The sequence below is a fragment of the Roseobacter sp. genome, assembly GCF_045106495.1.
Classification (GTDB): Bacteria; Pseudomonadota; Alphaproteobacteria; order Rhodobacterales; family Rhodobacteraceae; genus Roseobacter.
Map to the genome: position 1 here is coordinate 192,209 of NZ_JBGCEQ010000003.1, position 23,192 is coordinate 215,400.

Sequence of the window (23,192 nt, forward strand, 5' to 3'; positions counted from 1 at the left end):
CAACGCGCTGCGGTGCAGGTTCACTCAACTTAGGGCCGCAGATATGCCAATACAAGCGCGCAAATGGTCAAGCGTTGTGCAGTACTGAACGCTTGCGACTTGCGGCTCCACGGGCTGTTGGCTATTCGGGACCCAATAGTTTTGAAGGGGAGAGAGCCCATGTCCAGCCAGCGTTTTGATAAATCTAGACTGCCCAGCCGCCATGTGACCGAAGGACCCGCGCGTGCGCCGCACCGGTCATATTACTATGCCATGGGCATGACGGACGAAGAAATTCACCAGCCTCTTGTAGGTGTGGCAACCTGTTGGAACGAGGCGGCACCTTGCAACATTGCGCTGAACCGTCAGGCACAAGCTGTGAAGATGGGCGTAAAGCGCGAGAGCGGCACACCGCGCGAGTTTACCACCATCACCGTGACGGATGGCATCGCAATGGGGCACGAGGGTATGCGCTCCTCTCTGGCATCACGCGAAGCGATTGCCGATACAGTCGAGCTGACCATGCGCGGGCATTGCTATGATGCGATTGTGGGCCTGGCGGGTTGTGACAAATCCCTGCCCGGGATGATGATGGCGATGATCCGACTGAATGTGCCATCGGTCTTTCTCTATGGTGGATCAATCCTGCCAGGCCGCGCACCCGCGGGTGCCGACATTCCTGAAGAGTACGCCAATCGCGATCTTACAGTGCAGGATATGTTCGAGGCCGTCGGGCGCCAGCAAAACGGGTCCCTGACCGAGGCCGAGCTTGAGGTTCTCGAACGTGTCGCTTGCCCATCAGCGGGCGCCTGTGGTGGCCAGTTTACCGCCAATACAAAGGCCTGTGTCTCCGAGGCAATTGGCCTTGCGCTGCCAAATTCGGCAGGCGCGCCCGCCCCCTATGAAAGCCGCGATGCCTATGCCGAAGCCTCCGGAGCGGCTGTAATGAACCTGATCGAGAAAAATATCCGGGCGCGCGACATCGTCACACGGCAGTCGCTTGAAAACGCTGCCCGTATTGTCGCCTGTACCGGGGGCTCAACCAACGCCGGGTTACATTTGCCGGCAATGGCGCATGAAGCGGGCATTGATTTCTTTCTGGACGACGTCTGCGAGATTTTTCGCGACACGCCCTATTTCGTTGATCTGAAGCCCGGCGGCGCATACGTAGCAAAAGATCTTTATGAAGCCGGCGGCGTGCCGGTCGTGATGAAAGAACTGCGCAAAGCCGGTTTGATCCATGAGGACTGCATCACGGCAACGGGCTATTCCATCGGCGAAGAGATCGACAAGGTATCTCTCGAAGCGGATGGTCGCGTGATCTATCCGGTGGAAACACCTCTTTCCAAAACCGGCGGTGTGGTTGGCCTCAAAGGCAATCTTGCTCCTGAAGGAGCAATTGTCAAAATCGCTGGGATGGAACCCCAGCACCAGCTGTTCACCGGTCCTGCGCGCGTGTTCGAGTGTGAGCAGGATGCTTTTGAAGCCGTTCAAAACCGTACCTACGAAGAAGGGGATGTGTTCGTCATCCGCAATGAAGGACCTGCGGGCGGCCCAGGCATGCGCGAAATGCTGGCGACGACGGCGGCTCTTTCTGGCCAGGGTATGGGCAAGAAAGTCGCGCTGATCACAGACGGTCGGTTTTCCGGAGCCACACGCGGTTTTTGTGTAGGCCATGTAGGCCCTGAGGCCGCACATGGCGGACCCATTGCTTTGCTGAAAGACGGTGACGTGATCACGTTGAACGCCATCGAAGGCACCATTTCCGTCGACATTTCCGACGAAGACATGGTTGCACGCAAGGCGGAATGGACCGGCCCGCGTCAAACAATCTATGGCGCAGGAGCGCTTTGGAAATACGCCAAGCTAGTCGGCCCTACCTATCTGGGCGCTGTGACACATCCGGGCGCGAAAGAAGAAGGTCACGATTATATGGCGCTCTAAAGCATGGTACCTGTGCGCATGGCGGCCCCGTGTGCAGAGGTGCAAAACCTGCGACAAAACACCAGAATCTCCGGTTCAATTACGCTTTGATTGCATGACGGTTTATCTGTCGGAAACTCTTTTGTGAGATACGCGACAGCGCCGACCAGAAGGACTGCCATATCGCAATGGACAAGAGCGAGAGTTTGATTTGGAATACGACGATCAATCGTCGTTTTTTGCCGCGTTGGGTACGATCAACTGATAAAGTCAGTTGCTCGGTACATAGTGCTTTTCACCAACAATCCTTGGGTACGGCCAAGGTGCGTCGTCACTTTGGCCCTTTGATCCGCGCCAATGGCAACCGGCGGGCACCAACCGCCGGAGCGTCTCAACGTTTTCCAATGCCACACAATACAGATTGGTTCTGGCGTCCGGAAGCATGGCGCCTCGCTTCACAATCGCAAGACATTGGATCCGTTCAAGATCAGACCAAATTCGGGGATGAAGTGACCCTTTTCCATGATTGCGACAACTCGGACATCACACTCCGGCAATTTCGTAATATGCAGCTCGAAGATACGGTTCCGTATGGATTGCGGCTTGATCTATTGCGGTTTGATGGCGGTTTTCTGTCTGTTGTCTTGGATCTGCCGAAAGAACCGATTGTCAGCTTAACACGCGACCACATCCTTATGGTCAACAGCCCGATCAAGATGTCGCGCACCATTCGAGTATTTGTTCGGCTGAACATAAAACACGGCCCAAACACCGAGACACTCGTGCGGGAGCTTCAACCGGCCCGCGCAAATGCCAGTGTTGAATTTGACCTCGCTTATTCAAAAATAAATGAAAAGCGGATCGAAAGAGCCTGGGTGGATGTAATCTTTGAAAACCCCGAGACTAACGTTTTCCTGTTAAGCGACCTCACTTTTTCACGCCACCCGCGGGCAAATATCTAAGAAAAACCAACATGTCGCGGTAAGAAAATCCAACACCTTCGACCGCAGAACCAAATGCGTGAGCTGGCGCCAACTGCACGCCGAGAACGGCTCTCAAAGGCGGTTCCGTGACCCATTACACGCAGGCACAAGGTCCTGACGAGAACACCAAATGTCGCGAACGACCCGGTTTGTCGCGAAACGGGACATCCACCAGACGTAATATTGCGACATCAAAGTGACTAACGACCGCCTTTACAAAACGGCTATCTAAAGCCTCGGATCGAAGAGCACCTGCCGGGCTGTTCAGAGAGAAGATTTTGGAGAGGTCGTGATGAAATCCCTGCCCTGATCCCAACCAATGGCGCCGTTTGGGTGTCCTTCATAAATATCTTTGGTTAGGTGCGTCACAAAAAAAGCCGCGTTGGCAAACCAACGCAGCTTTTATTGATACAATGATGGCTCGACTAATCGACCGGACCCAACGCGTTCAGCCCTTTGAGAATGTCGATCGCATAGGCCAACTGGTAGTCCTCTTCACGTAGCGCAGCGGCCGCCTCGACTTTCGCCCGTTCCTCCTCGATTTGCTTGATCTCGTCCTCGGTCAGGCTGTCATTGTTAAGGCTTCCACGCAGATCCGCCTCAGACCGCAAAGAACGCGCGGGGCTTTCCTCTTCGTCCTCTTCATCCGGCGACCGACGCGGTTGCTCAACAATAATATCAGGCGACACGCCCAGCGATTGAATGGAGCGTCCCGATGGCGTGTAATACCGAGCTGTGGTCAGGCGCATCGCCCCGTCGCCGCGCAATGGCATGACTGTTTGAACGGAACCTTTGCCAAAGCTCTTTGTGCCCACCACAATCGCACGACGGTGGTCTTGCAACGCCCCGGCAACGATTTCCGAAGCCGACGCAGATCCGCCGTTTATCAACACAACAATCGGTTTGCCCTGCGCAAGATCGCCTGCGGTCGCGTTGAACCGCTCCCCATCTTGAATGTTACGACCCCGCGTGCTGACGATTTCACCTTCTTCGAGAAAGGCATCTGAAACGCGGATGGCCTGTGTTAGCAAACCACCGGGGTTATTGCGCAAATCAACGACAATCCCGTTGATATTGTCCATGCCGCCTGCGATTTCGATCTGCTCGTTTAGGCCCGACTCAAGGTTGGCGTACGTTTGGTCGTTAAAGGTCGTGACCCGTAACACAACTGTATCACCCTGTGTCCGCGTACGTACTGCTGTCAGCTTGATCGTATCCCGGATGATCGACACATCAAAGGGCTCCGCTTCGCCCTCCCGGACGATCGTAATCAAGATCTCCGATCCGACGGGTCCGCGCATCATGTCAACGGCTTCATCCAGCGTCAGACCCAAAACGGAATCGCCATCCACATGCGTGATGAAATCACCCGCTTCGACACCCGCTTCATCTGCAGGCGTCCCGTCTATGGGAGAGACCACTTTGACGAAACCCTCTTCCTGAGTAACCTCGATACCAAGCCCGCCAAACTCGCCGCGGGTCTGAACGCGCATCTGAGCTGCATCATCCGGTGACAAATAGCTGGAGTGCGGATCAAGTGATGTGAGCATGCCGTCAATTGCGGCCTCAATCAGCTCACCTGCTTCGACATCTTCAACGTATTGCGCGCGGATGCGCTCAAAAATATCACCGAACAGATCCAACTGCTCATAGACACTGCTCGATTTGGCGGTTTCCTGCGCCAGCAATGGTCCGGCAATCTGGGTCGTTGCAATCACGCCCGCGATGATGCCGCCAGCCGCCGCCATGGCAAATTTTTTCATTTTTCTCTATCCATCCTAGTCGGTTCCGAACCAAAGGGCCGGGTCCTCCGGTGAGTTTTCGTTTCTTACCTCTATATAGAGCGTTTCTGAGCGCTCAGCGCCAGTGTCATCACCATCTGTTGACAGCTCTGCTCTATTTTCTGCCGCAGCGTCGCCCATAAGCCCCAATGGCGCGCCTGCGTCAATGACCTCTCCTGCAGTACCGTAAACAACGTCTAAACCCGCAAAGATGAAAAGAACTCCGGCCTGAGGTTCCAAAATCATCACCTGTCCCAGATCGAGCAAGGAGCCGGTATAGCGGATTGTGGCTGCAACCGGGTTGGTCACAATGGCGCGGGGCAAAGTGGCCATGATGATACCTGGTCGGGCGATGCCTGCGGCGTCCGTCTCACCTGCACCATGCAATAAAATGCCCAGTACAGGCAGCGGCAAGCTGCCCTTGGTGCCCTCAATTGAGCTGGGTGCCGGAGCATTGACCTCACCTACAATCAAATCCAGCCCATCGGCGAAACTCGCAAGCGTTTCGGTTGACGCGATCAGAATTGCTTCGCGCACCGGATCATTGGTAAAGCGCATTGGCAGTTCGGTGCGCTCCGCAATCGCCTGATTGAGCGTCGTGCGCGCGTCCTGAACCTCACGTAACCCTTCCGCAAGACTATCTGCTGCTTCTGTTTGCATCCCCCGCAAAGTTTGCAAATCCTCAAGGTCGCGCCGCAGATCCGTTGCACGTGCTGTCAACGCCGGTGTCATTTCTGCCAGCAACATGCCTGCCCGCGCAGTGCCAGTCGGACCACCCGGATGCAGCAAGGCGACCGGTGACGGTTGCACGCTGATTTTTTGCAACACCACCAACAAGTCGGCAATTTCTTCGTCTCGTGCCTGCAATTTTGCGTTCAATTGTTGTTCGCGCAAGGCCGCCTGGCGCAAGCCGCTGCGCAACGCGCTCAACCCTTCTTCAAATGCCTGAATGGTGCTGGTCAATGCCCGCACACGGTCTCGCGCGGATTGGGCCTCTTCCAATTGCACTGAGGCGGCTTCCAGCATCTCCATTGCGGCGCGCGCACGTTCGGCGTTTGCCTGTTGAGCCCAGGTCACCGAGGGCATTGCCAAAAAGCTGATGAGCAAAAGCCATTTCATGACAGCAAGCATTTGCCCGTCATTTCCGCCGGCGCATCAAGACCCATCAGAAATAGAACTGTCGGTGCCAAATCCGCCAGCCGCCCGTTAGACATTAGCGTATCCTCAGGCCCTCCAACAACAACGACTGGCACCGGGTTGAGCGTATGCGCCGTGTGCGGACCACCGGTTTCTGGGTCCATCATCATGTCACAATTGCCATGATCCGCCGTCACGATCATGGCACCGCCTGCCCGTTGCAGAGCTTCCAATGCCTGCCCCAAGCCTTGATCCACCGCTTCACAGGCCTTGATCGCCGCAGCCAGATCGCCGGTATGGCCGACCATGTCCGGGTTGGCAAAATTGACCACAATCAGGTCATATCCCGTCTCAATCGCCGCGACCAACGCCTGGGAAACTTCGCGCGCGGACATTTCTGGTTGCAGATCATAGGTCGCAACATCAGGTGATTTCGGCATTTTGCGATCTTCACCGGTAAAGGGAACCTCTTCTCCTCCATTCAGAAAGAAGGTCACATGCGGGTATTTTTCCGTCTCTGCCAAGCGAAATTGCCTGAGACCCTTTTGCGCCACCCAGTCGCCCAGAGTATTCACGATCTCAGGTTTGGGATAGACCACGGACATATACTCGGAATGGGCTTCCGAATATTGCGCCATGCCCATCAATGCCGCCCAGTTCGGCCGCGCACCAGTCTCGAATGCTTCAAACCCCGGATGCCCAATGGCCGCCATGATTTCACGCGCCCGATCCGCGCGGAAGTTCAGACAAAAGACACCGTCGCCCGTTTTTGCACCTGCGTATCCGCCCAATACGGTCGGAGCGATGAATTCATCGGTTTCACCGCGCGCATAGGCCGCCTCTACAGCGGCCGATGCAGTCTCAGCGTGATCACCCTTAGCTTGGACAATTGCGCTGTAGGCTTTTGCGACGCGGTCCCACCGGTTGTCGCGATCCATGGCGAAATAGCGGCCCGTGACCGTTGCAACTTTCGCGGCGTTGGGTAAGGCGGCTTGAAGGGTCTCGAAAAACCCCAACGCCGATTGAGGGCTGACGTCTCGCCCGTCCGTGAGTGCATGGATGACCACTGGCACGCCAGAGTGATCCAGCGCCTTGACTGCTGCGATCATATGGGTCAGGTGCCCGTGCACGCCACCATCCGAGACAACGCCCATTAAATGCGCGGTGCCACCAGTTGTTTTGAGCTTGTTCGCAAAAGCGCAGAGGCGCTCGTTTTTTTCAAACGTGCCCTCTTCGATGGCCAGATCAATCTGCCCCAGATCCATGGCCACGACACGCCCGGCACCGATATTTGTGTGCCCCACTTCGGAGTTCCCCATCTGCCCTTTGGGCAAGCCGACATCGGGGCCAAAAGTGGTCAGCGTCGCGTTTGGGCAGGTGGCCATGATCCGGTCCATGGTCGGTGTATTTGCTAGAAATGGCGCGTCTCCCGCACCGCGATCACCGATCCCCCAGCCATCTAGGATGCATAAAACCACTGGTTTGCGGGCGCTCATCTGCTCATCTCCTCGGGCGGGTTTGCTGCCTTTTAGCGACTGCGGGGCGCGGGGTGAACCTCTTTCCCGGATCTGCCCGCATTATAACTTAAATATCTCATCCTTCTGCGCGCCAGGCGTCAGAAGATGCCGTAAAAGCGCCAATGGATGCGCCTTCAGCGTCAGCCGCATCAAGACATAATCCTCCACAACCTCTTCCCCCAGCGTCATCTCCGGAAGCAGCGCTGCGGGTTCGTCGATCGCCTCTGCATCCAGATCCATCGCAAAAAGCGGCAAGGGCGCGCCCGCGACCAATGCCTTGGCTTCCCACAAAGCTTCGCGCCGGTTCAGATCAATATCTGCAAAAACATCCGCCTCTGCCAGCCGGGCTACCACCACCGGGACCAAACCGGCCCGTCGCCAGACATCTCGCACCGACCGATAGCCATTGCCACGCGCCGCCGTCAGCCAGGTGGCGTCCTCCTCGCTTAATCCCTTGATCTGCCGGAAGCCCAGCCGCAGTGCAAAGCCACCCTGTCCGTCTGGCTCCATCGTGTTGTCCCAGAAACTGGCATTGATGCAGAGGGGGCGCACCTCGACTCCATGTTCGCGCGCGTCCCGACCGATCTGCGCGGGCGCATAAAACCCCATGGGTTGAGAGTTCAACAGCGCACAGGCGAATATGCCTGGATGATGACATTTCAACCAACTTGACGCATAGACTAGGAGCGCAAAACTGGCAGCGTGACTCTCGGGAAACCCATACGAGCCAAACCCTTCGATCTGGGAAAAACAACGTTCCGAGAAATCGGCATCATAGCCCTTGCGGGCCATGCCCCGCAGGAAGAGCGTTCGAAACTCGCTGACATTGCCGTGTTTCTTGAAGGTCGCCAGGGAGCGCCGCAACCGATCGGCCTGATCGGGCGTGAAGCCCGCGCCGACAATCGCGATCTGCATCGCCTGTTCTTGAAAAAGCGGCACGCCCAGCGTCTTGCCCAGCACAGCACCCAACTCGTCGGAAGGAAAAGAAACCTCCTCTTCCCCATTTCGGCGGCGGATGAAAGGGTGCACCATATCGCCCTGAATGGGGCCAGGCCGGATGATCGCCACCTCAATCACCAGATCGTAAAAACATCGCGGGCGCATGCGCGGCAAAAAATTCATCTGGGCACGCGATTCGACCTGAAACACGCCGATGCTGTCGGCAGCGCAGAGCATATCGTAGACGCGTGGGTCCTCGGGGGGCAGCGTGGCCAGGGTGTGATGCGTGTTGTGATGCATCTTGAGCAGATCAAAAGCCTTGCGGATGCAGGTCAACATGCCAAGACTCAGCACATCGACCTTCAGAATACCCAGAGCTTCTATGTCATCCTTGTCCCAACAGATGACCGTGCGGTCTTCCATCGTTGCATTCTCAATCGGCACCAGCTCATCCAGACGTCCTTCGGTAATCACAAACCCGCCCACATGCTGACTGAGATGGCGCGGAAAACCGTTGATTTCATAGACCAAGGCAAGCGTCTGTTGCAGGCGTTTATCACCTGCGTCCAACCCGATCTCGGCCATGCGTTGGGCCTCGATCCCCTTGGTGGAGAAGAACCCCCAGAGCTGAGAACTGAGCGCTGAGATCGTGTCTTCCGTCAGGCCCATGGCGCGACCCACCTCGCGGATCGCGCGTTTGCCCCGGTAATGCACGACCGTGGCACACAGGCCCGCACGGTGACGACCGTAGCGTTCATAGATGTGCTGGATCACCTCTTCGCGGCGCTCATGTTCGAAATCCACGTCAATGTCAGGCGGTTCATCCCGCGCTTCTGAGACAAAACGCTCAAAGACCATGGTGCCGATCTCGGGTGAGACGGAAGTGACGCCCATACAATAACACACCACCGAGTTGGCCGCGGACCCACGCCCCTGACAGAGGATATCGCGCGCGCGCGCAAAAGCCACAATGTCACGAACGGTCAGGAAATAAGGCTCATATTTCAGCTTACCAATGAGGGTCAGCTCGTGTTCAAGCAATTTATGCACTTTTTCCGGCGCGCCATTGGGATAGCGCCACTTCAAACCCTCATAGGCCAGGCGGCGCAGACGCGCGGAAGGTGTTTCTGTCTCGGTGCCTTCCGAGGGATATTCATAGCGCAGTTCATCGAGTGAAAACGTCAGGCGCTGTGACAGAACAAAGGCGCGATCTACTGCTGCCTCAAACCCCTTGAAAAGCCGCCTCATCTCGGTTTCAGAGCGCAAACGCGCCTCACTGTTGGGCAGCGCCTTCCGGCCCAGATCATCAACGCGGCGTCCCAGTCGGATCGCGGTGACCACATCTGCCAGTTTGCGTCGCGCGCCGTGGTGCATCAAAGGTGCGGCGCTCGCAAGCGTTGGCAAGCCAAGGTGGTCCGCCTGATGGGTCAGTTCCGCAAAGCGATCCGGGTCGCGACCATCGTAGTGTGGCACCAGGCCAATATGTATTTTGTCAGCAAAGCGGCGCGTCAGCGCTTGCGCTGTTTGCACCCATCCGCCCGCGCCGCAAGGTGAGGTTTGCGCATTTGGCCAGAGGATCAGCTGCAAGGCATCGCCCCACTCCAGCAGATCGATGAGTTGCAGATCACAGGCACCTTTTTTCGCGCGTAATCGTCCTTTGGAGAGAATACGGCACAGCGCGCCCCAGCCCCTCCGGTTCTCTGGCAAAACCGTCACTGGGCAGGCATCCGTAAAAACGAGCCGAGCGGCGGGGATCAGACGCGGGGTGACATCAAGGAGGCCTGCGGCTTTACGAGTCCCTTCGGGATCCTCTGGACCCATCGGACCATGGACCGCTTCCCATGCCTGACGTTCCTGCACCTGCCGGGCAATTTCGCGCGCCCTTGCATGCGCACGGACAATCCCCGCGACAGAGTTTTCATCCGCTATCGCGATGTCCTGCATGCCAAGAGTAGCCGCACGGGACATATATTCCTCCGGATGAGAGGCCCCTTTCAGAAAGGAGAAATTGGACGTGACGTTGAGCTCGCTGAACATGATGTGTCGATAATATTCACTTTTTGTTCCAATTTGGAGTCTTTTTCGAACACGCATCATTCGGGTCGAAAAATCCCGGCCGAGAGGACATGATGGATATCGAAAAACCCTTACCGAGAGACGCGAAAATGATCAAATTCATTGCACTAGATACTGAAACCGTACGCCATTATCAAAAAGGCGGTGGGGATGTGCACAATCAGATGCCGGAGCGTAAAATCTCAGCCGGAGATGGAACACCCTGCCGACACTGCTTGAAAGATGTTCCCGCCAGCGAAGACATGTTGATTCTCGCCCATAGACCATTTGAGACCGTGCATGCCTATACTGAAACGGGGCCAATATTCCTATGTGCTCAGCCCTGCGCGCGGGGCAGCGACACCGGCGAACTGCCCGAAATACTGACAAACTCACCTGACTACCTGGTCAAGGGATATGCATCAGACGAGCGCATCGTTTACGGCACGGGAGAGGTTGTCACAAAAGGTGCGATACTAGAGAAAGCCGCGGATGTTTTCCAAAACCCTGATGTCGCATTTATCCATGTGCGGTCAGCCCGAAACAATTGCTACTTGGCCCGGATCGAAAGAGATTGAATAATTCGCAACCTGATAGGCTTGCTCCATCTCCGCGCTTTGGTCATAACGTACAGCGATAGCCACGAGGACAGCCCATCATGCAGCAACCGCCCGAGACAAAAATTGTTGAGAGTTACCGCATTGCCTGTGATGGCGGCGAGGGCGCTTTGGGACATCCTCGCGTCTGGTTGCAAATACCCAAAGACAAAGGTTGGGTCGAATGCGGCTATTGCGATTGCAAATTTATCCACAAGGACTTTGCAACGGACGCCTGAGGGCGATTGCCTTCCTTTTTGCAGGCTAGGTGACGCGTGCAAGCCGCACTAGCGCGCCGCCTGATCAGAAAACACGTGAGAAATGCACTTGTGACCTGTCCAACACCCCGCGCGGCCCCCTAACTCGTCCGACGCTTGCTGGCAGCATTTCCTGGTTGATTTCAAGACAAGGTACCCGGCTTTTTGCGAAAGCTCGTTTTCACCGGAAATCCGGCCACCATACGGCAAGAAGGCTCGTCATTGTCAAACGCGTCATGTAAAAACGCGGCAAGTGGCGTAAAGGGGAACGTAAATGGGCGAAAACAGTTTTGGCAAAGGGTGTCATCTGCATCTGATCGACGGATCGGCCTTCATCTTTCGCGCCTACCACGCTTTGCCGCCGTTGACGCGCAAATCCGACGGGCTGCCAATTGGGGCGGTTTCAGGTTTTTGCAATATGCTTCAACGCTATGTCGAGACCAATACTGGCGCGGACGCCCCCACTCATGTCGCCGTGATCTTTGACAAGGGCAGCCATACATTTCGTAACGACATGTACGATCAGTACAAAGCTAACAGGGATGCAATGCCCGAAGACTTGCGTCCGCAGATTCCCCTGACCCGGCGGGCGACCATCGCTTTCAACATTGCCTGCGAGGAAAAGGAAGGGTTCGAGGCGGACGACATCATTGCAACGCTGGCAGTTCAGGCGCGTGCGGCTGGGGGGCGGTGTACGATCATCAGCTCGGACAAGGACCTGATGCAGCTTGTCGGCGACGGTGTTGAGATGTTGGACGCCATGAAAAACAAGCGTATTGATCGGGACGGCGTGTTCGAAAAATTCGGCGTTTTCCCCGAACGCGTTGTGGATGTGCAGGCGCTGGCGGGCGATAGCGTTGATAATGTGCCGGGCGCCCCGGGGATCGGGATCAAAACGGCCGCTCTTCTGATCAATGAATATGGTGATCTCGACGCACTTTTGGAGCGGGCCGAGGAAATCAAACAACCCAAACGCCGCGAAACTCTGATCAACCATGCGGATCAAATCAGGCTCTCACGCCGGTTGGTTTTGCTGGATGAAAACACACCTCTGGATTTTACTCTCGACGATCTGGAAGTCCGCGCACCCGATGCAGAATTGTTGATGCCGTTTCTGGCGGAAATGGAATTTCGGACGCTGACAAAGCGCATCGCGGATCAATTGGGGGTTGAACCGCCAACCATCGACGACACGCCTGCGGCGGCACCAGATGCACCAGACATCGAAGACATCCCCTTTGATAAGACGGGCTATTCCAAGGTGGGCACCAACACGGAGCTTCAGGAATGGATAGATCGCATTTATGAGCGGGGCTACGTGGCAGTCGATACCGAAACCACGGGCCTGAATGAAATGACTGCGGATTTGGTGGGCGTGTCGCTCTGCGTGGAAGCCGGGCAGGCGTGCTACATCCCATTAATCCACAAGGCGCATAGAGGGGACGATCTTTTTGGCTCGGACGATCTGGCAGAAGGCCAGATGGCTGTGTCGGAGGCCTTGGAGATGCTCAAACCCATGCTGGAGGACGCATCCATCCTCAAAATTGGGCAAAACATGAAATATGACGCGAAGATTTTCGCGCAAATAGGGATCGACGTCGCCCCCATCGACGATACGATGCTGATGTCCTACGCCATGCACGGTGGCCTGCATGGGCACGGCATGGATGCTTTGTCGGAACGGTATCTTGGTCACTCGCCCATTCCGATTAAACCACTTCTGGGGTCGGGAAAGTCAGCCATCACCTTCGACAAAGTCCCGCTCGAAGAAGCAGTACCTTACGCGGCAGAGGACGCGGATATCACGCTGCGGCTATGGCAGCAGTTCAAACCGTCGCTTCACAGGTCGCAGGTGACACGGGTCTATGAAACTCTCGAACGGCCTCTTGTACCTGTGCTGGCACAGATGGAGCGCACGGGCATCAAGGTTGATCGGGACACATTGAGCCGCATGTCCAATGCGTTCAGCCAGAGTATGGCGGGTCTTGAAGACGAGATTTACACTCTCGCCGGGCGCAAATTTAACGTGGGCTCGCCCAAACAATTGGGAGAAATTCTCTTTGATGAGATGAGCCTTGAGGGCGGCAAAAAAGGCAAGACAGGCGCCTATGCCACCGGAGCCGATGTTCTGGAAGATCTTGCAACGGAACATGAACTGCCGGCGCGTGTGCTCGATTGGCGGCAATTGTCGAAGTTGAAATCGACCTACACAGATGCGCTGCAAGACCACATCAACCCTGAGACCGGACGCGTGCATACCTCCTATTCCATCGCCGGGGCGTCTACCGGGCGACTGGCCTCCACCGATCCGAACCTACAAAACATCCCGATCCGTACCGAAGAAGGCCGCCGCATCCGCGAAGCGTTTGTGGCAGAAGAAGGCAAGACCCTCGTTGCATTGGACTACAGCCAGATCGAGCTGCGCATTCTGGCCCATATTGCCGATATCGAGGCTCTAAAGCAGGCTTTTAGAGACGGTCAGGACATTCACGCCATGACCGCATCCGAGATGTTTGACGTGCCAATGGACGAGATGACGCCGGATATCAGGCGCCGCGCCAAGGCGATCAATTTCGGGGTCATCTACGGCATTTCCGGTTATGGGTTGGCACGCAATTTGCGGATCCCGCGCAGTGAAGCACAGGGTTTCATTGATCGCTACTTTGAGCGCTTCCCCGGCATTCGCACGTATATGGACGACACCAAGGCCTTTGCCAAAGAGCATGGCTACGTTCAAACCCTGTTTGGGCGGCGCATCCATACACCAAACATCGGGGCCAAAGGTCCGCACGCTGGGTTTGCAGCCCGCGCGGCGATCAACGCGCCCATTCAGGGCACGGCCGCCGACGTCATTCGCCGCGCAATGATCCGCATGCCTGATGCCATCGCCAGTATACCTGCAAAAATGCTGCTTCAGGTGCACGACGAGCTGCTCTTTGAGGTGGATGAAGGGGCGCAGGATGATCTGATCACGGCGGCCCGCGCAGTGATGGAAGCGGCTGCGGATCCAGTTGTGAAACTCGATGTCACGCTCAATGTGGACGCAGGGCAAGGGCCCAATTGGGCTGTCGCGCATTAAAAACAAGGGCGGGCTATGTTTCGGCGCGCACAAGTTTTGACACAAGACGCCGCGCAACCGGCGATACAATCAGCAGGGTAGGAAAGGCAACGATCCAACTTGGCAACCAATTGGTGATCCAAAGAACCGCAAAACCGTCAATCATGCCGAGGCTGCGGAACGTAGCGATTCCGGAGACCATGAAGGACATCAAACCGGAAAGAACCAGTCCAAAGACAAAATGCTCGTAGCGTGCGGGAATCATTTAAGACATCCAATCCTTTACTCAGCATCATAGAGCTTTGGCTGGGCAGTAAAATGTGCAACAACGCACACCTAAGGCACTGATTTTGAGAAAGAGATCACTCCCGCAGTTCATGCAACCATGCCAGACTGTCTTCCGTCTGAGAGCCGGGCGTATATTCGGCACTGACCCAACCCGCGTAGCTATCGGCCCTTAGTTTGTCGAACAGCCCCTCAAAATCGACCTGTCCTTGTCCTGGTGCCACCCGACCCGGTGCATCGCCGATTTGTACGTGTCGTACCCATGATTTGTGCGTCTCGTAGACGTCCAATGCGTCGCCGTGAATGCTCTGAGCATGGAAACTGTCAAATTGTAACGCGACATTCGGTGCGCCAAGTTCTTCCAGGATGTCGATCGCCAAACCGTAGTCGTGCAGATAGTAGCCGGGCATGCTGACCACATCGGTTGGTTCCAGCAAAAGCGTTACGTTCTCAGGGACTTCGCTTGACGCCCACTGCAGATTTTCGATCAAAGTCTGACGGGCTTCAAGACCTTCAGCAGCACCTGTCATGACACTCAACATGGGAACCCGAAGCATCTCGCAATAGCGCATTGTTCGGCGTAGGTCGAAGCGGAAGCGATCTTGCAAGCCAGGCACAGCGGCAAAACCAGGCGCGCCGCCTGTATAATTTGGCGGCGGCGCATTCATCAGGACCAGCGGCAAACCGCATGTCAGCAACGCCCGGTGGGTTTCTTTTGCGGGCATATCGTATGGAAACAAAACTTCTACACCCTCGAACCCGGCATCCGCCGCAGCACCAAATCGATCAAGGTAAGGCAGTTCTGGCCACAAATAGCTCAGATTGGCAGCGATTTTAAACATGTCACCTCAGCGAAAAAATTTGTTCGAAAGCCTAGGCCTCTGAAGGTTCCCACCCAAGGGTGCAGTTAGACTTTAAACCGCCACACGGATCGGCGGGTATGAATCAGTTGCAGATAAGCCACGACACGCGCTGAACCAAGCAGCTTACACCCGATCGAATGAGCCCAAATCATCATGCCGACATTCGCATGGCTCACGGCGCAAAGTTGTCAAAACCCTTGCCCTTCGTCGCCGCGACCACAGCGCGGCATTTCAATCGCATGGAATGACTGCTGTGGCTTTGTCGATACATGGTTTGCAGTGTTCAAAAAAAGTGTTGCATCACAGCAGCCCAAATCTCACGTCGTAACTAAATTTGCTGATTTGAAAACTCTTACGGCAATTCGACACTGGGAATGATTGGGAAAAATGCGCCGCTCGACCAAATGCCAAACCAACCATCGTGATGCGCGCCCAGATCCACCAGCCGATAAAAACTCTTGCGATCAATTAAGGCTTCGAGATCAGCGCGCATCAACACATAAGGCGACGGCTCGCCTGTTGCTGCATCCCGAACCACGCGTATTGGCAGCGCATCGCTGGCAACTGCCGTGTCACCAACCTGAGTGGTAAAGGTCAAAACCTGGTTTTCGTCGCGACCCTTGACCTCGAAGTCCACGGCGACGAAGGGGGCGTCATCAACGACAATACCAACCTTCTCTACGGGCGTTACCAGAAAGAAGTCATTGCCTTCTTTTTTGAGAATCGATGAGAAAAGTTTGACCAATCCGGGTCGTCCAATGGGTGTGCCTTGGTAAAACCATGTGCCATCACGGGCGATCCGCATATCGAGATTCCCGCAAAAAGGCGGATTCCAAAGGTGTACGGGCGGCAATCCGCGTGTTTTAGTGCCAGTTAAGGATGCAGCAAGGCTTTCTGCCGAGGGTGTCACGGATTTTTGTCCACTCATTGCTTTTGCCATTCCCCTTGAGCGCGATAGAGTTACATCAGATATAATCTAATGGAGCAGGTTGTCATGAGCGAAGCAGAAGATATGGTCGCGGAAATCGAAGCGCTGGAAGCCAAACTGGCCGAAGCACGTTCTTCGATCACCAAACGCTTTATCGGTCAGGAACGTGTTGTCGAGCTGACCCTGACAGCATTGCTTTGCGGCGGGCATGGACTTTTGATCGGGCTCCCCGGATTGGGCAAAACCCGCTTGGTCGAAACCCTTTCCACCGTCATGGGACTGCATGGAAACCGAATCCAGTTCACACCTGATCTGATGCCCGCTGATATTCTGGGTTCTGAGGTGTTGGACACGGCGGCCGATGGCAGCCGCGCCTTTCGGTTTATTCAGGGTCCGGTTTTTTGCCAACTGCTGATGGCCGATGAAATCAACCGCGCCAGCCCGCGCACGCAATCAGCTCTGTTGCAGGCAATGCAGGAGAAAACGGTCACCGTGGCCGGCGAAAACCGAAAGCTTGGCGTGCCTTTTCATGTTTTGGCGACACAGAACCCGATTGAGCAAGAAGGCACCTATCCGCTTCCCGAGGCGCAGTTGGACCGGTTTTTGGTTCAAATTGACGTGGAATACCCCAATCGGGAAACGGAGCGCGACATACTGCTGGCAACCACAGGCGATTCCGAAGCCCTGTCCACCGAGGTGTTCACAGCGGATGAGCTTTTGAACGCCCAGCACCTGCTGCGCCGGATGCCGGTAGGGGAAAGTGTGGTCGAGATGATCCTCGATCTGGTGCGTGCCTTCCGCCCTGAAGAAGAAGGCGTCTCGCAGCAAGTGCGCGAAACCGTTGCCTGGGGCCCGGGGCCGCGGGCAGCACAGGCCCTAATGCTCACGGTGCGCGCGCGGGCTTTGCTGCAGGGGCGCCTGGCACCCTCAGCGGAGGATGTGCTGGATATGGCGCGTCCGGTGTTGAGCCACCGAATGGCACTCAATTTCGCGGCGCGCGCGCGGGGAGACAGCCTCGCCGAGCTAATCGACACAACAGCTGCTGAACTTGCGGGCACGAAGGCCGCCGCGTGACCTCACCCGCACCCCTTCATATGACGTCTCAGCCTACCGCGCTGCGTGCCAGCGCCGAAGAGCAGGCGTCAAAATTACCCGCATTGCTCGCGCGCGCTGAGCATCTGGCCGGTGCTGTTCTCTTGGGAGATCACGGTCGGCGGCGTGCTGGCATGGGTGACGACTTCTGGCAATACAGGCCAGCCCAGATCGGCGACAGCCGCCGTTTGATTGACCACCGCAGATCGGCACGCGGTGATCAGGAATTTGTGCGCGAACGTGAATGGCAAATCGCGCAGTCAGTCATGATGTGGGTGGATCAAGGTGCCTCCATGCGGTTTTCCAGTGACGACGCGCTGCCAATGAAGACGGACCGCGCGCGTCTGTTGGGGCTGGCCGTCGCCATACTGCTGGTGCGCGGTGGCGAGCGGGTAGGCCTCACCGGGACGACCCTGCCACCACGACGTGGAAATGCGCAAATTCTCCGGCTCGCAGAAACCTTCACGAAAGATGCAGCGGACGACTACGCGCCCCCTGAACATCGCGCAATGATCCCGTCGGCCCGCGCTCTTTTTGTCTCGGACTTCCTGGGCGACATTGAAGAAGTCAAGCTGGCCTTGACCAAAGCTGCCGATCGTGGCGTACGCGGTGTTTTGATGCATGTTCTGGACCCCAGTGAAGAAACCTTCCCGTTTCGTGGGCGCACTATTTTCGAAAGCGTGGGTGGCAGTCTGAGACATGAAACGCTCAAGGCAAGCGATCTTCAGACGCGTTACCTAGAACGCCTTGCCGAGCGTAAAGCCGAGTTGCAAAAACTCTGCGCGGTTACGGGCTGGCAATACGGGCTGCACCACACGGATGCTTCTGCGCAATCGGCCCTTCTGTGGCTCTATCGTGCACTCGATACTGGAGGTGTCCGTTGACGGTTCTGGGCGGCATTGGATTTACAGCCCCCTGGCTGTTGTTGGCATTGCTTGCATTGCCCATTCTGTGGCTTATCCTGCGCGCCGTACCGCCTGCCCCGATCCGACGTCGCTTTCCCGGCGTGGCACTGCTTCTGGGGCTCAAAGACGATGAATCGGTGTCAGACCGAACCCCTTGGTGGTTACTGCTACTACGCATGTTGGCCGTGGCGGCTATCATTCTGGGCCTGGCTGGCCCGGTATTGAACCCAAATGATGATCAGGCGCAGGGAACGGGGCCGCTGTTGATTGTGCTGGATGGCAGCTGGGCCGGTGCCACAAGATGGCCGGAGCAGGAAAATGCCATAGCAGCCCAATTGACCCGCGCCAGCCGCGCCGAAAGACCCGTTGCTTTTTTGGATATGGCGCGCCCGCAGCCCCCGGTTTTCCAAACCGCAGATGCCTGGCGCAGCAGGCTACCTGGTTTTCGACCTGCGCCCTGGCAACCAGATGCATCGCGCGCGGCACAAGCGGTATCTTTTGCCGAAGCCACTGCCGATTTTGACACCTTGTGGTTTAGCGACGGACTCGACTATGCCGGGCGCGAAGACGTGCTGGCGGCATTTGAAGCCAAAGGTGCGGTTGAAGTCTATCAAACAGCAGCGAATGTTTTAGCGCTCAGGCCCGCCGGTTTTGAGGATGGCGCTGTGCAATTGTCGGCAGTGCGCGCAACACCCGGACCTGAGAGAGAAGTCATTTTGCAAGCCCAAGGACGCGATCCTGCCGGCAACCCAAGTATTCTTGCCACAGCCAGCACTACGTTCCCTGCTGGGGAAACACTTGCTGAAACAGCCCTATCTCTGCCGTCAGAGTTGCGCGCTCGGATCACCCGATTTGACATACAGGGACAGCGCTCTGCCGGGGCAACCATGCTTGCGGACGACGGATTGCGCCGACGGGAAGTTGCGTTGATCGCAGGCCGCGAAAATCGCGAAGGGCTGCAACTTCTATCCCCGCTGCACTACATCGAGCAGGCTTTGATCACGAACGCAGACTTGATACGCGGCGCAATTAGTGACGTTTTGCCTGCCAATCCGGACGTCATTGTACTGGCAGACATCGCAACGCTGTCGGAATCCGAAACAGAAGGTTTAGGCGCTTGGCTGGACCAAGGCGGCATGTTGGTTCGTTTTGCAGGGCCGCGCATCGCCGCCAGCGATGTCAGCCGCATTGACGAAGACCCGATGATGCCAGTGCGCCTGCGCACGGGCGGACGTACAGTCGGCGGCGCCATGAGCTGGGGCGCGCCGAAGGCGTTAGCACCATTTCGCGAAACCTCCCCTTTCTTCGGACTTGCAATTCCGGATGACGTGCAGATTACGTCACAAGTGATGGCGCAGCCCGATCCGACGCTTGCGGAACGGGTGATCGCGGAATTGACCGATGGTACACCGCTAGTGACGCGCAAAACCCGAGAGCAGGGTCAGATCGTATTGTTCCACGTCACCGCCACAGCAGATTGGTCCACCTTGCCGCTGTCAGGTCTTTTTGTGCAGATGATGGAACGCTTGGCGATCTCGACCTCGGCCACGCGACCAGATGCCACACAACTTGATGGTACCACGTGGACGCCGGAGCAGGTGATGGATGGTTTTGGCACGCTGAGCGACGCTGGCACACTTCCCGGCATCCCCGGTCCTGACCTGCTCAACGCACCCGCTGGCCCAGACATGCAGCCTGGCATCTATGCATCAGGCGATCGCCGTCTCGCGCGCAACGTCCTTTCCGCAGAGGCAGCGCTGACACCTGTCAGTTGGCCTGCGCATATTCCAGTCAAAGGCTTTGCTGTCCCGCCGGAACAGCCAATCGCCGGATGGCTTTTGAGCCTTTCTATTCTGCTACTGCTCGCCGACGTGGTCGCGTCACTTTCTTTGTCAGGGCGTCTGCTTGGATCGGTGAACCGCACAGCGACCATTGCTCTGGCAACTCTGATCGTACTGGGATCTCCATATGCTTTGCAGGCACAGACGGCCGAGGAGGACGCCTTTGCACTCAATGCAACATCCGATCTGGTGCTGGCCTACGTCCGTACTGGAAACAGCCGCGTGGATGAGCTTTCTGATGCCGGGTTGCGTGGCTTGTCTGACACGCTTTTCTTCCGCACCTCTGTCGAACCGGCCGCTCCGGTGGGATTGGACCTCGAAATGGATGAGCTGGCATTTTTTCCGGTTCTTTACTGGCCCATTACGCCAGACCAACCGCGCCCCTCTTCTGTGGCCTATGGTAAGCTAAACGCCTATTTACGGTCAGGCGGTTTGATCCTGTTTGACACCCGGGATGCGGACGTCGCGCGATTTGGCGCCGCGAGCCCTAATGGGCGCAAGCTGCAGGATCTGGCGGCACCGCTCGACATTCCGCCGCTCGAACCCCTACCCAGCGACCACGTGCTGACCCGCACGTTCTATTTGTTGCAGGATTTCCCAGGGCGCCACTCAAGCCGTGATGTTTGGGTCGAAGCTGCCCCCCCGGATGCCGAGCGGGTAGAGGGTATGCCGTTTCGCAACCTCAACGATGGGGTCACGCCCGTGGTGATCGGCGGCAATGACTGGGCCGCAGCCTGGGCCGTCGGCCCATCGGGCGCGCCTATGGTTCCCATCGGTCGAGGCTTCACAGGAGAGCGACAAAGAGAGCTCGCATTTCGATTTGGCGTGAACCTCGTCATGCATGTGCTAACGGGCAACTATAAATCAGATCAGGTCCATGTGCCTGCACTTCTTGATCGGCTGGGCCAATGACAGGGACAATCATTTTTGATCCATTGGTCCCTTGGGCTTTCGTTCTGATCGTGGCCGCGATTGCGATGGCCGGCGTTATCTTGGCGGCCGCACGGGGTCTGAATGGGTGGCCATTGCGTGGGCTCGCAGCGGTGGTGGTTCTGGCGGCGCTGACTGGTCCGTCTTACCAACAAGAAGACCGCGCACCTTTGGCGGATATTGTAATGCTGTTGGAAGACGAAAGCGCCAGCCAAAGCCTTTCTGACCGCCCGGAACAAACATCAACAGCCGCTGACGCTCTGGCTGCTCAGATAGCAGCGCGTCCAAATACGGAAGTACGCAGGATCACCGTGCCTGATGGCGATGGGGATGCAGGGACACAGTTGATGACGACCCTGTCGAATGCCCTGGCCGAAGAGCCGCGCGCCCGCATTGCTGGAATACTCGCCTTTAGCGACGGACGGGTCCACGACACAGACCTGCCTCTTAACTTGCCAGCGCCCATGCATCTGTTGCTCACGGGCAAATCGACCGATTGGGACAGGCGCTTGAGCGTTCGCAACGCGCCAGCTTTTGCGATCATAGGGGAACCCGTCACGCTAACCCTTCGGATTGAAGACATGGGAGCAACCCCGGACACATCAGGCGTGGCGCCTCTCGAGATCTCGGTCGACGGCGCGCCACCCCAGAGTTTTCAGGTGCCTCTAGGTGAGGACATCGAATTGCCCGTGACCCTGCCCCACGGCGGGCGGAACGTGATACAGTTTACGGTGCCCATGGCCGAGGGTGAACTTACGGATCGCAACAATACGGCGCTTATTCAGATGAACGGAGTGCGCGACCGATTGCGTGTTTTGCTGGTCAGCGGCGAGCCCCATCCCGGTGGGCGTACATGGCGTAACCTGCTCAAATCAGATAGCTCTGTAGATCTGGTTCATTTTACAATCCTGCGACCCCCAGAAAAACAAGATGGCGTGCCGGTCAGTGAATTGTCGCTGATTGCCTTTCCAACCCGCGAACTGTTTCTGGAGAAGATCGATGACTTCGACCTGATTATCTTTGATCGGTACAAAAGGCGCGGTATCCTGCCCGCGCTTTATCTCGACAATGTCGCGAATTATATTCGCGAGGGCGGCGCTGTCCTTGTCGCCGCCGGTGCAGATTTCGCCGGTGCCGACAGTATTTTCCGCTCTCCTTTGGGTACTGTTTTACCCGCCGCACCCACAGCCAGAGTTCTTGATGAGCCCTACCGACCCAATGTGACCGATTTGGGCGCGCGTCATCCGGTGACGGCAGACCTGCCGGGTGGCGGGGATTGGGGCAGATGGCTGCGCCAGATTGACGTGTCCGAAACCGCCGGAAATGTGGTTATGTCCGGTGTTGACGACCGGCCGTTGTTGATCCTGGACCGTGCCGGCGAAGGTCGCGTGGCCTTGCTTGCATCAGATCACGCTTGGTTATGGAACCGCGGCTACGAAGGCGGCGGTCCGCAACTGGAGCTACTGCGCAGGCTTGCACATTGGATGATGAAAGAGCCCGAACTGGAAGAAGAAGCGCTTACCGCTGAGGCGACGGGCCAAACCATGCGCATAAAACGCCGCACTCTTGAAGATAGCACGCCGCCCGTGACACTTGTTGACCCACTCGGTAACGAGACAGAGCTCACTCTTTCCGAGACAAGCCCTGGTGTTTTTGAGGGTGCGTTCGAAGGTCCGGAGATTGGTCTCTACAGACTGACAAACGGCGACAAAACCGCGGTCATAGGGCTGGGACCTGCAGCGCCACGTGAATTTGAAAAAACAATTGCTACTGCAGAAGTCTTGGCACCCGTTTTGACCGCGTTGCGCGGCGGTGCATTAAAGATCGAAGACGGATTGCCGAGACTGCGCAACGTACGCCCCGGGCGGCCTGCCGCCGGGCGTGGATGGATCGGCCTGACACCGCGCGACGCATTTGAAACCCGCGATGTCCGGCAAACCAACCTTTTGCCGGGGTGGTTGGTATTGTTTCTCTCGGCCGCGCTGATGACGGCAGCATGGCTACGGGAAGGACGCAGGTAATACCAACAGTCACACTGTTGGATTGTGGACTTTTAGTGGCCTAAATGCGCCCGTATTGCCCGAATTAAACAGATATTCACCCTGATCGTGGCAATAAGCACG

Annotated in this window: 16 protein-coding genes; 9 read left to right on the forward strand and 7 right to left on the reverse strand. The window is 56.8% G+C overall.

Annotated features, from left to right (window positions below; genetic code table 11):
- The first annotated feature begins 159 nt into the window (after positions 1 to 159).
- Together ilvD and AB8B75_RS02920 are read left to right on the forward strand one after the other, a co-directional pair.
- Positions 160 to 1,923, forward strand: a complete 1,764-nt coding sequence (ilvD, locus tag AB8B75_RS02915) for a dihydroxy-acid dehydratase (protein WP_405359691.1) — start codon at positions 160 to 162, stop codon at positions 1,921 to 1,923.
- Positions 1,924 to 2,090: 167 nt separating this feature from the next.
- A complete protein-coding gene (locus AB8B75_RS02920) occupies positions 2,091 to 2,864 on the forward strand; it encodes a DUF6478 family protein (protein ID WP_405359692.1) in 774 nt (257 codons plus the stop codon).
- A 446-nt stretch (positions 2,865 to 3,310) separates the two neighbouring features.
- On the opposite strand, the gene AB8B75_RS02925 is transcribed toward AB8B75_RS02920, so the two are convergent.
- The 4 genes from AB8B75_RS02925 to AB8B75_RS02940 all read right to left on the reverse strand — a co-directional run bounded on the left by AB8B75_RS02925 (position 3,311) and on the right by AB8B75_RS02940 (position 10,296).
- Entirely contained in the window at positions 3,311 to 4,648 is a 1,338-nt protein-coding gene (locus AB8B75_RS02925) for a S41 family peptidase (protein WP_405359694.1), read from the reverse strand.
- Between the two features lie 15 nt (positions 4,649 to 4,663).
- Positions 4,664 to 5,797, reverse strand: a complete 1,134-nt coding sequence (locus tag AB8B75_RS02930) for a murein hydrolase activator EnvC family protein (RefSeq protein ID WP_405359696.1) — start codon at positions 5,795 to 5,797, stop codon at positions 4,664 to 4,666.
- On the reverse strand, positions 5,782 to 7,299 hold the full coding sequence (gene gpmI / locus AB8B75_RS02935; RefSeq protein WP_405359698.1) for a 2,3-bisphosphoglycerate-independent phosphoglycerate mutase: 1,518 nt from the start codon (positions 7,297 to 7,299) through the stop codon (positions 5,782 to 5,784). The genes AB8B75_RS02930 and gpmI overlap by 16 nt, the downstream gene beginning before the upstream one ends.
- Positions 7,300 to 7,380: 81 nt before the next feature.
- Entirely contained in the window at positions 7,381 to 10,296 is a 2,916-nt protein-coding gene (locus AB8B75_RS02940; protein WP_405359700.1) for an error-prone DNA polymerase, read from the reverse strand.
- A 128-nt stretch (positions 10,297 to 10,424) separates the two neighbouring features.
- Here AB8B75_RS02940 and AB8B75_RS02945 point away from each other — a divergent pair, with 128 nt between their 5' ends.
- The 3 genes from AB8B75_RS02945 to polA all read left to right on the forward strand — a co-directional run bounded on the left by AB8B75_RS02945 (position 10,425) and on the right by polA (position 14,246).
- Positions 10,425 to 10,892 (forward strand): DUF1203 domain-containing protein, encoded by a 468-nt coding sequence (locus AB8B75_RS02945; RefSeq protein WP_405359702.1) that lies wholly within the window; start codon positions 10,425 to 10,427, stop codon positions 10,890 to 10,892.
- A gap of 80 nt (positions 10,893 to 10,972) precedes the next feature.
- Positions 10,973 to 11,149 (forward strand): zinc-finger domain-containing protein, encoded by a 177-nt coding sequence (locus tag AB8B75_RS02950; RefSeq protein ID WP_405359704.1) that lies wholly within the window; start codon positions 10,973 to 10,975, stop codon positions 11,147 to 11,149.
- A 292-nt stretch (positions 11,150 to 11,441) separates the two neighbouring features.
- Complete coding sequence (polA, locus tag AB8B75_RS02955; protein WP_405359706.1) at positions 11,442 to 14,246, forward strand: DNA polymerase I; 2,805 nt, start codon at positions 11,442 to 11,444, stop codon at positions 14,244 to 14,246.
- A gap of 13 nt (positions 14,247 to 14,259) precedes the next feature.
- On the opposite strand, the gene AB8B75_RS02960 is transcribed toward polA, so the two are convergent.
- The 3 genes from AB8B75_RS02960 to AB8B75_RS02970 all read right to left on the reverse strand — a co-directional run bounded on the left by AB8B75_RS02960 (position 14,260) and on the right by AB8B75_RS02970 (position 16,301).
- A complete protein-coding gene (locus tag AB8B75_RS02960; RefSeq protein WP_405359707.1) occupies positions 14,260 to 14,490 on the reverse strand; it encodes a DUF2798 domain-containing protein in 231 nt (76 codons plus the stop codon).
- A 97-nt stretch (positions 14,491 to 14,587) separates the two neighbouring features.
- Positions 14,588 to 15,352, reverse strand: coding sequence for a hydroxypyruvate isomerase family protein (locus AB8B75_RS02965; protein WP_405359708.1), 765 nt, complete (start codon positions 15,350 to 15,352; stop codon positions 14,588 to 14,590).
- Between the two features lie 373 nt (positions 15,353 to 15,725).
- Positions 15,726 to 16,301: a DUF1285 domain-containing protein gene (locus AB8B75_RS02970; RefSeq protein ID WP_405359709.1), complete on the reverse strand. Its 576-nt coding sequence runs from the start codon at positions 16,299 to 16,301 to the stop codon at positions 15,726 to 15,728.
- A 66-nt stretch (positions 16,302 to 16,367) separates the two neighbouring features.
- Between AB8B75_RS02970 and AB8B75_RS02975 the strand changes: the two genes are divergently transcribed.
- The 4 genes from AB8B75_RS02975 to AB8B75_RS02990 are packed head-to-tail and all read left to right on the forward strand — an operon-like array spanning position 16,368 to position 23,090.
- On the forward strand, positions 16,368 to 17,375 hold the full coding sequence (locus AB8B75_RS02975; protein WP_405359711.1) for an AAA family ATPase: 1,008 nt from the start codon (positions 16,368 to 16,370) through the stop codon (positions 17,373 to 17,375).
- A gap of 20 nt (positions 17,376 to 17,395) precedes the next feature.
- On the forward strand, positions 17,396 to 18,277 hold the full coding sequence (locus tag AB8B75_RS02980) for a DUF58 domain-containing protein (protein WP_405359712.1): 882 nt from the start codon (positions 17,396 to 17,398) through the stop codon (positions 18,275 to 18,277).
- Positions 18,274 to 21,051: a DUF4159 domain-containing protein gene (locus AB8B75_RS02985; RefSeq protein ID WP_405359714.1), complete on the forward strand. Its 2,778-nt coding sequence runs from the start codon at positions 18,274 to 18,276 to the stop codon at positions 21,049 to 21,051. The genes AB8B75_RS02980 and AB8B75_RS02985 overlap by 4 nt, the downstream gene beginning before the upstream one ends.
- On the forward strand, positions 21,048 to 23,090 hold the full coding sequence (locus AB8B75_RS02990; RefSeq protein ID WP_405359716.1) for a hypothetical protein: 2,043 nt from the start codon (positions 21,048 to 21,050) through the stop codon (positions 23,088 to 23,090). Before AB8B75_RS02985 ends, AB8B75_RS02990 begins: the two co-directional genes overlap by 4 nt.
- Positions 23,091 to 23,192: the final 102 nt, after the last annotated feature.

Excerpts from the sequence above, each read along its gene's own strand:
- ilvD (WP_405359691.1), top strand. The coding sequence starts at position 160 with ATGTCCAGCCAGCGTTTTGATAAATCTAGACTGCCCAGCCGCCATGTG.
- AB8B75_RS02920 (WP_405359692.1), top strand. The coding sequence starts at position 2,091 with ATGGACAAGAGCGAGAGTTTGATTTGGAATACGACGATCAATCGTCGT.
- AB8B75_RS02925 (WP_405359694.1), bottom strand. The coding sequence starts at position 4,648 with ATGAAAAAATTTGCCATGGCGGCGGCTGGCGGCATCATCGCGGGCGTG.
- AB8B75_RS02930 (WP_405359696.1), bottom strand. The coding sequence starts at position 5,797 with ATGCTTGCTGTCATGAAATGGCTTTTGCTCATCAGCTTTTTGGCAATG.
- gpmI (WP_405359698.1), bottom strand. The coding sequence starts at position 7,299 with ATGAGCGCCCGCAAACCAGTGGTTTTATGCATCCTAGATGGCTGGGGG.
- AB8B75_RS02940 (WP_405359700.1), bottom strand. The coding sequence starts at position 10,296 with ATGTTCAGCGAGCTCAACGTCACGTCCAATTTCTCCTTTCTGAAAGGG.
- AB8B75_RS02945 (WP_405359702.1), top strand. The coding sequence starts at position 10,425 with ATGATCAAATTCATTGCACTAGATACTGAAACCGTACGCCATTATCAA.
- AB8B75_RS02950 (WP_405359704.1), top strand. The coding sequence starts at position 10,973 with ATGCAGCAACCGCCCGAGACAAAAATTGTTGAGAGTTACCGCATTGCC.
- polA (WP_405359706.1), top strand. The coding sequence starts at position 11,442 with ATGGGCGAAAACAGTTTTGGCAAAGGGTGTCATCTGCATCTGATCGAC.
- AB8B75_RS02960 (WP_405359707.1), bottom strand. The coding sequence starts at position 14,490 with ATGATTCCCGCACGCTACGAGCATTTTGTCTTTGGACTGGTTCTTTCC.
- AB8B75_RS02965 (WP_405359708.1), bottom strand. The coding sequence starts at position 15,352 with ATGTTTAAAATCGCTGCCAATCTGAGCTATTTGTGGCCAGAACTGCCT.
- AB8B75_RS02970 (WP_405359709.1), bottom strand. The coding sequence starts at position 16,301 with ATGAGTGGACAAAAATCCGTGACACCCTCGGCAGAAAGCCTTGCTGCA.
- AB8B75_RS02975 (WP_405359711.1), top strand. The coding sequence starts at position 16,368 with ATGAGCGAAGCAGAAGATATGGTCGCGGAAATCGAAGCGCTGGAAGCC.
- AB8B75_RS02980 (WP_405359712.1), top strand. The coding sequence starts at position 17,396 with ATGACGTCTCAGCCTACCGCGCTGCGTGCCAGCGCCGAAGAGCAGGCG.
- AB8B75_RS02990 (WP_405359716.1), top strand. The coding sequence starts at position 21,048 with ATGACAGGGACAATCATTTTTGATCCATTGGTCCCTTGGGCTTTCGTT.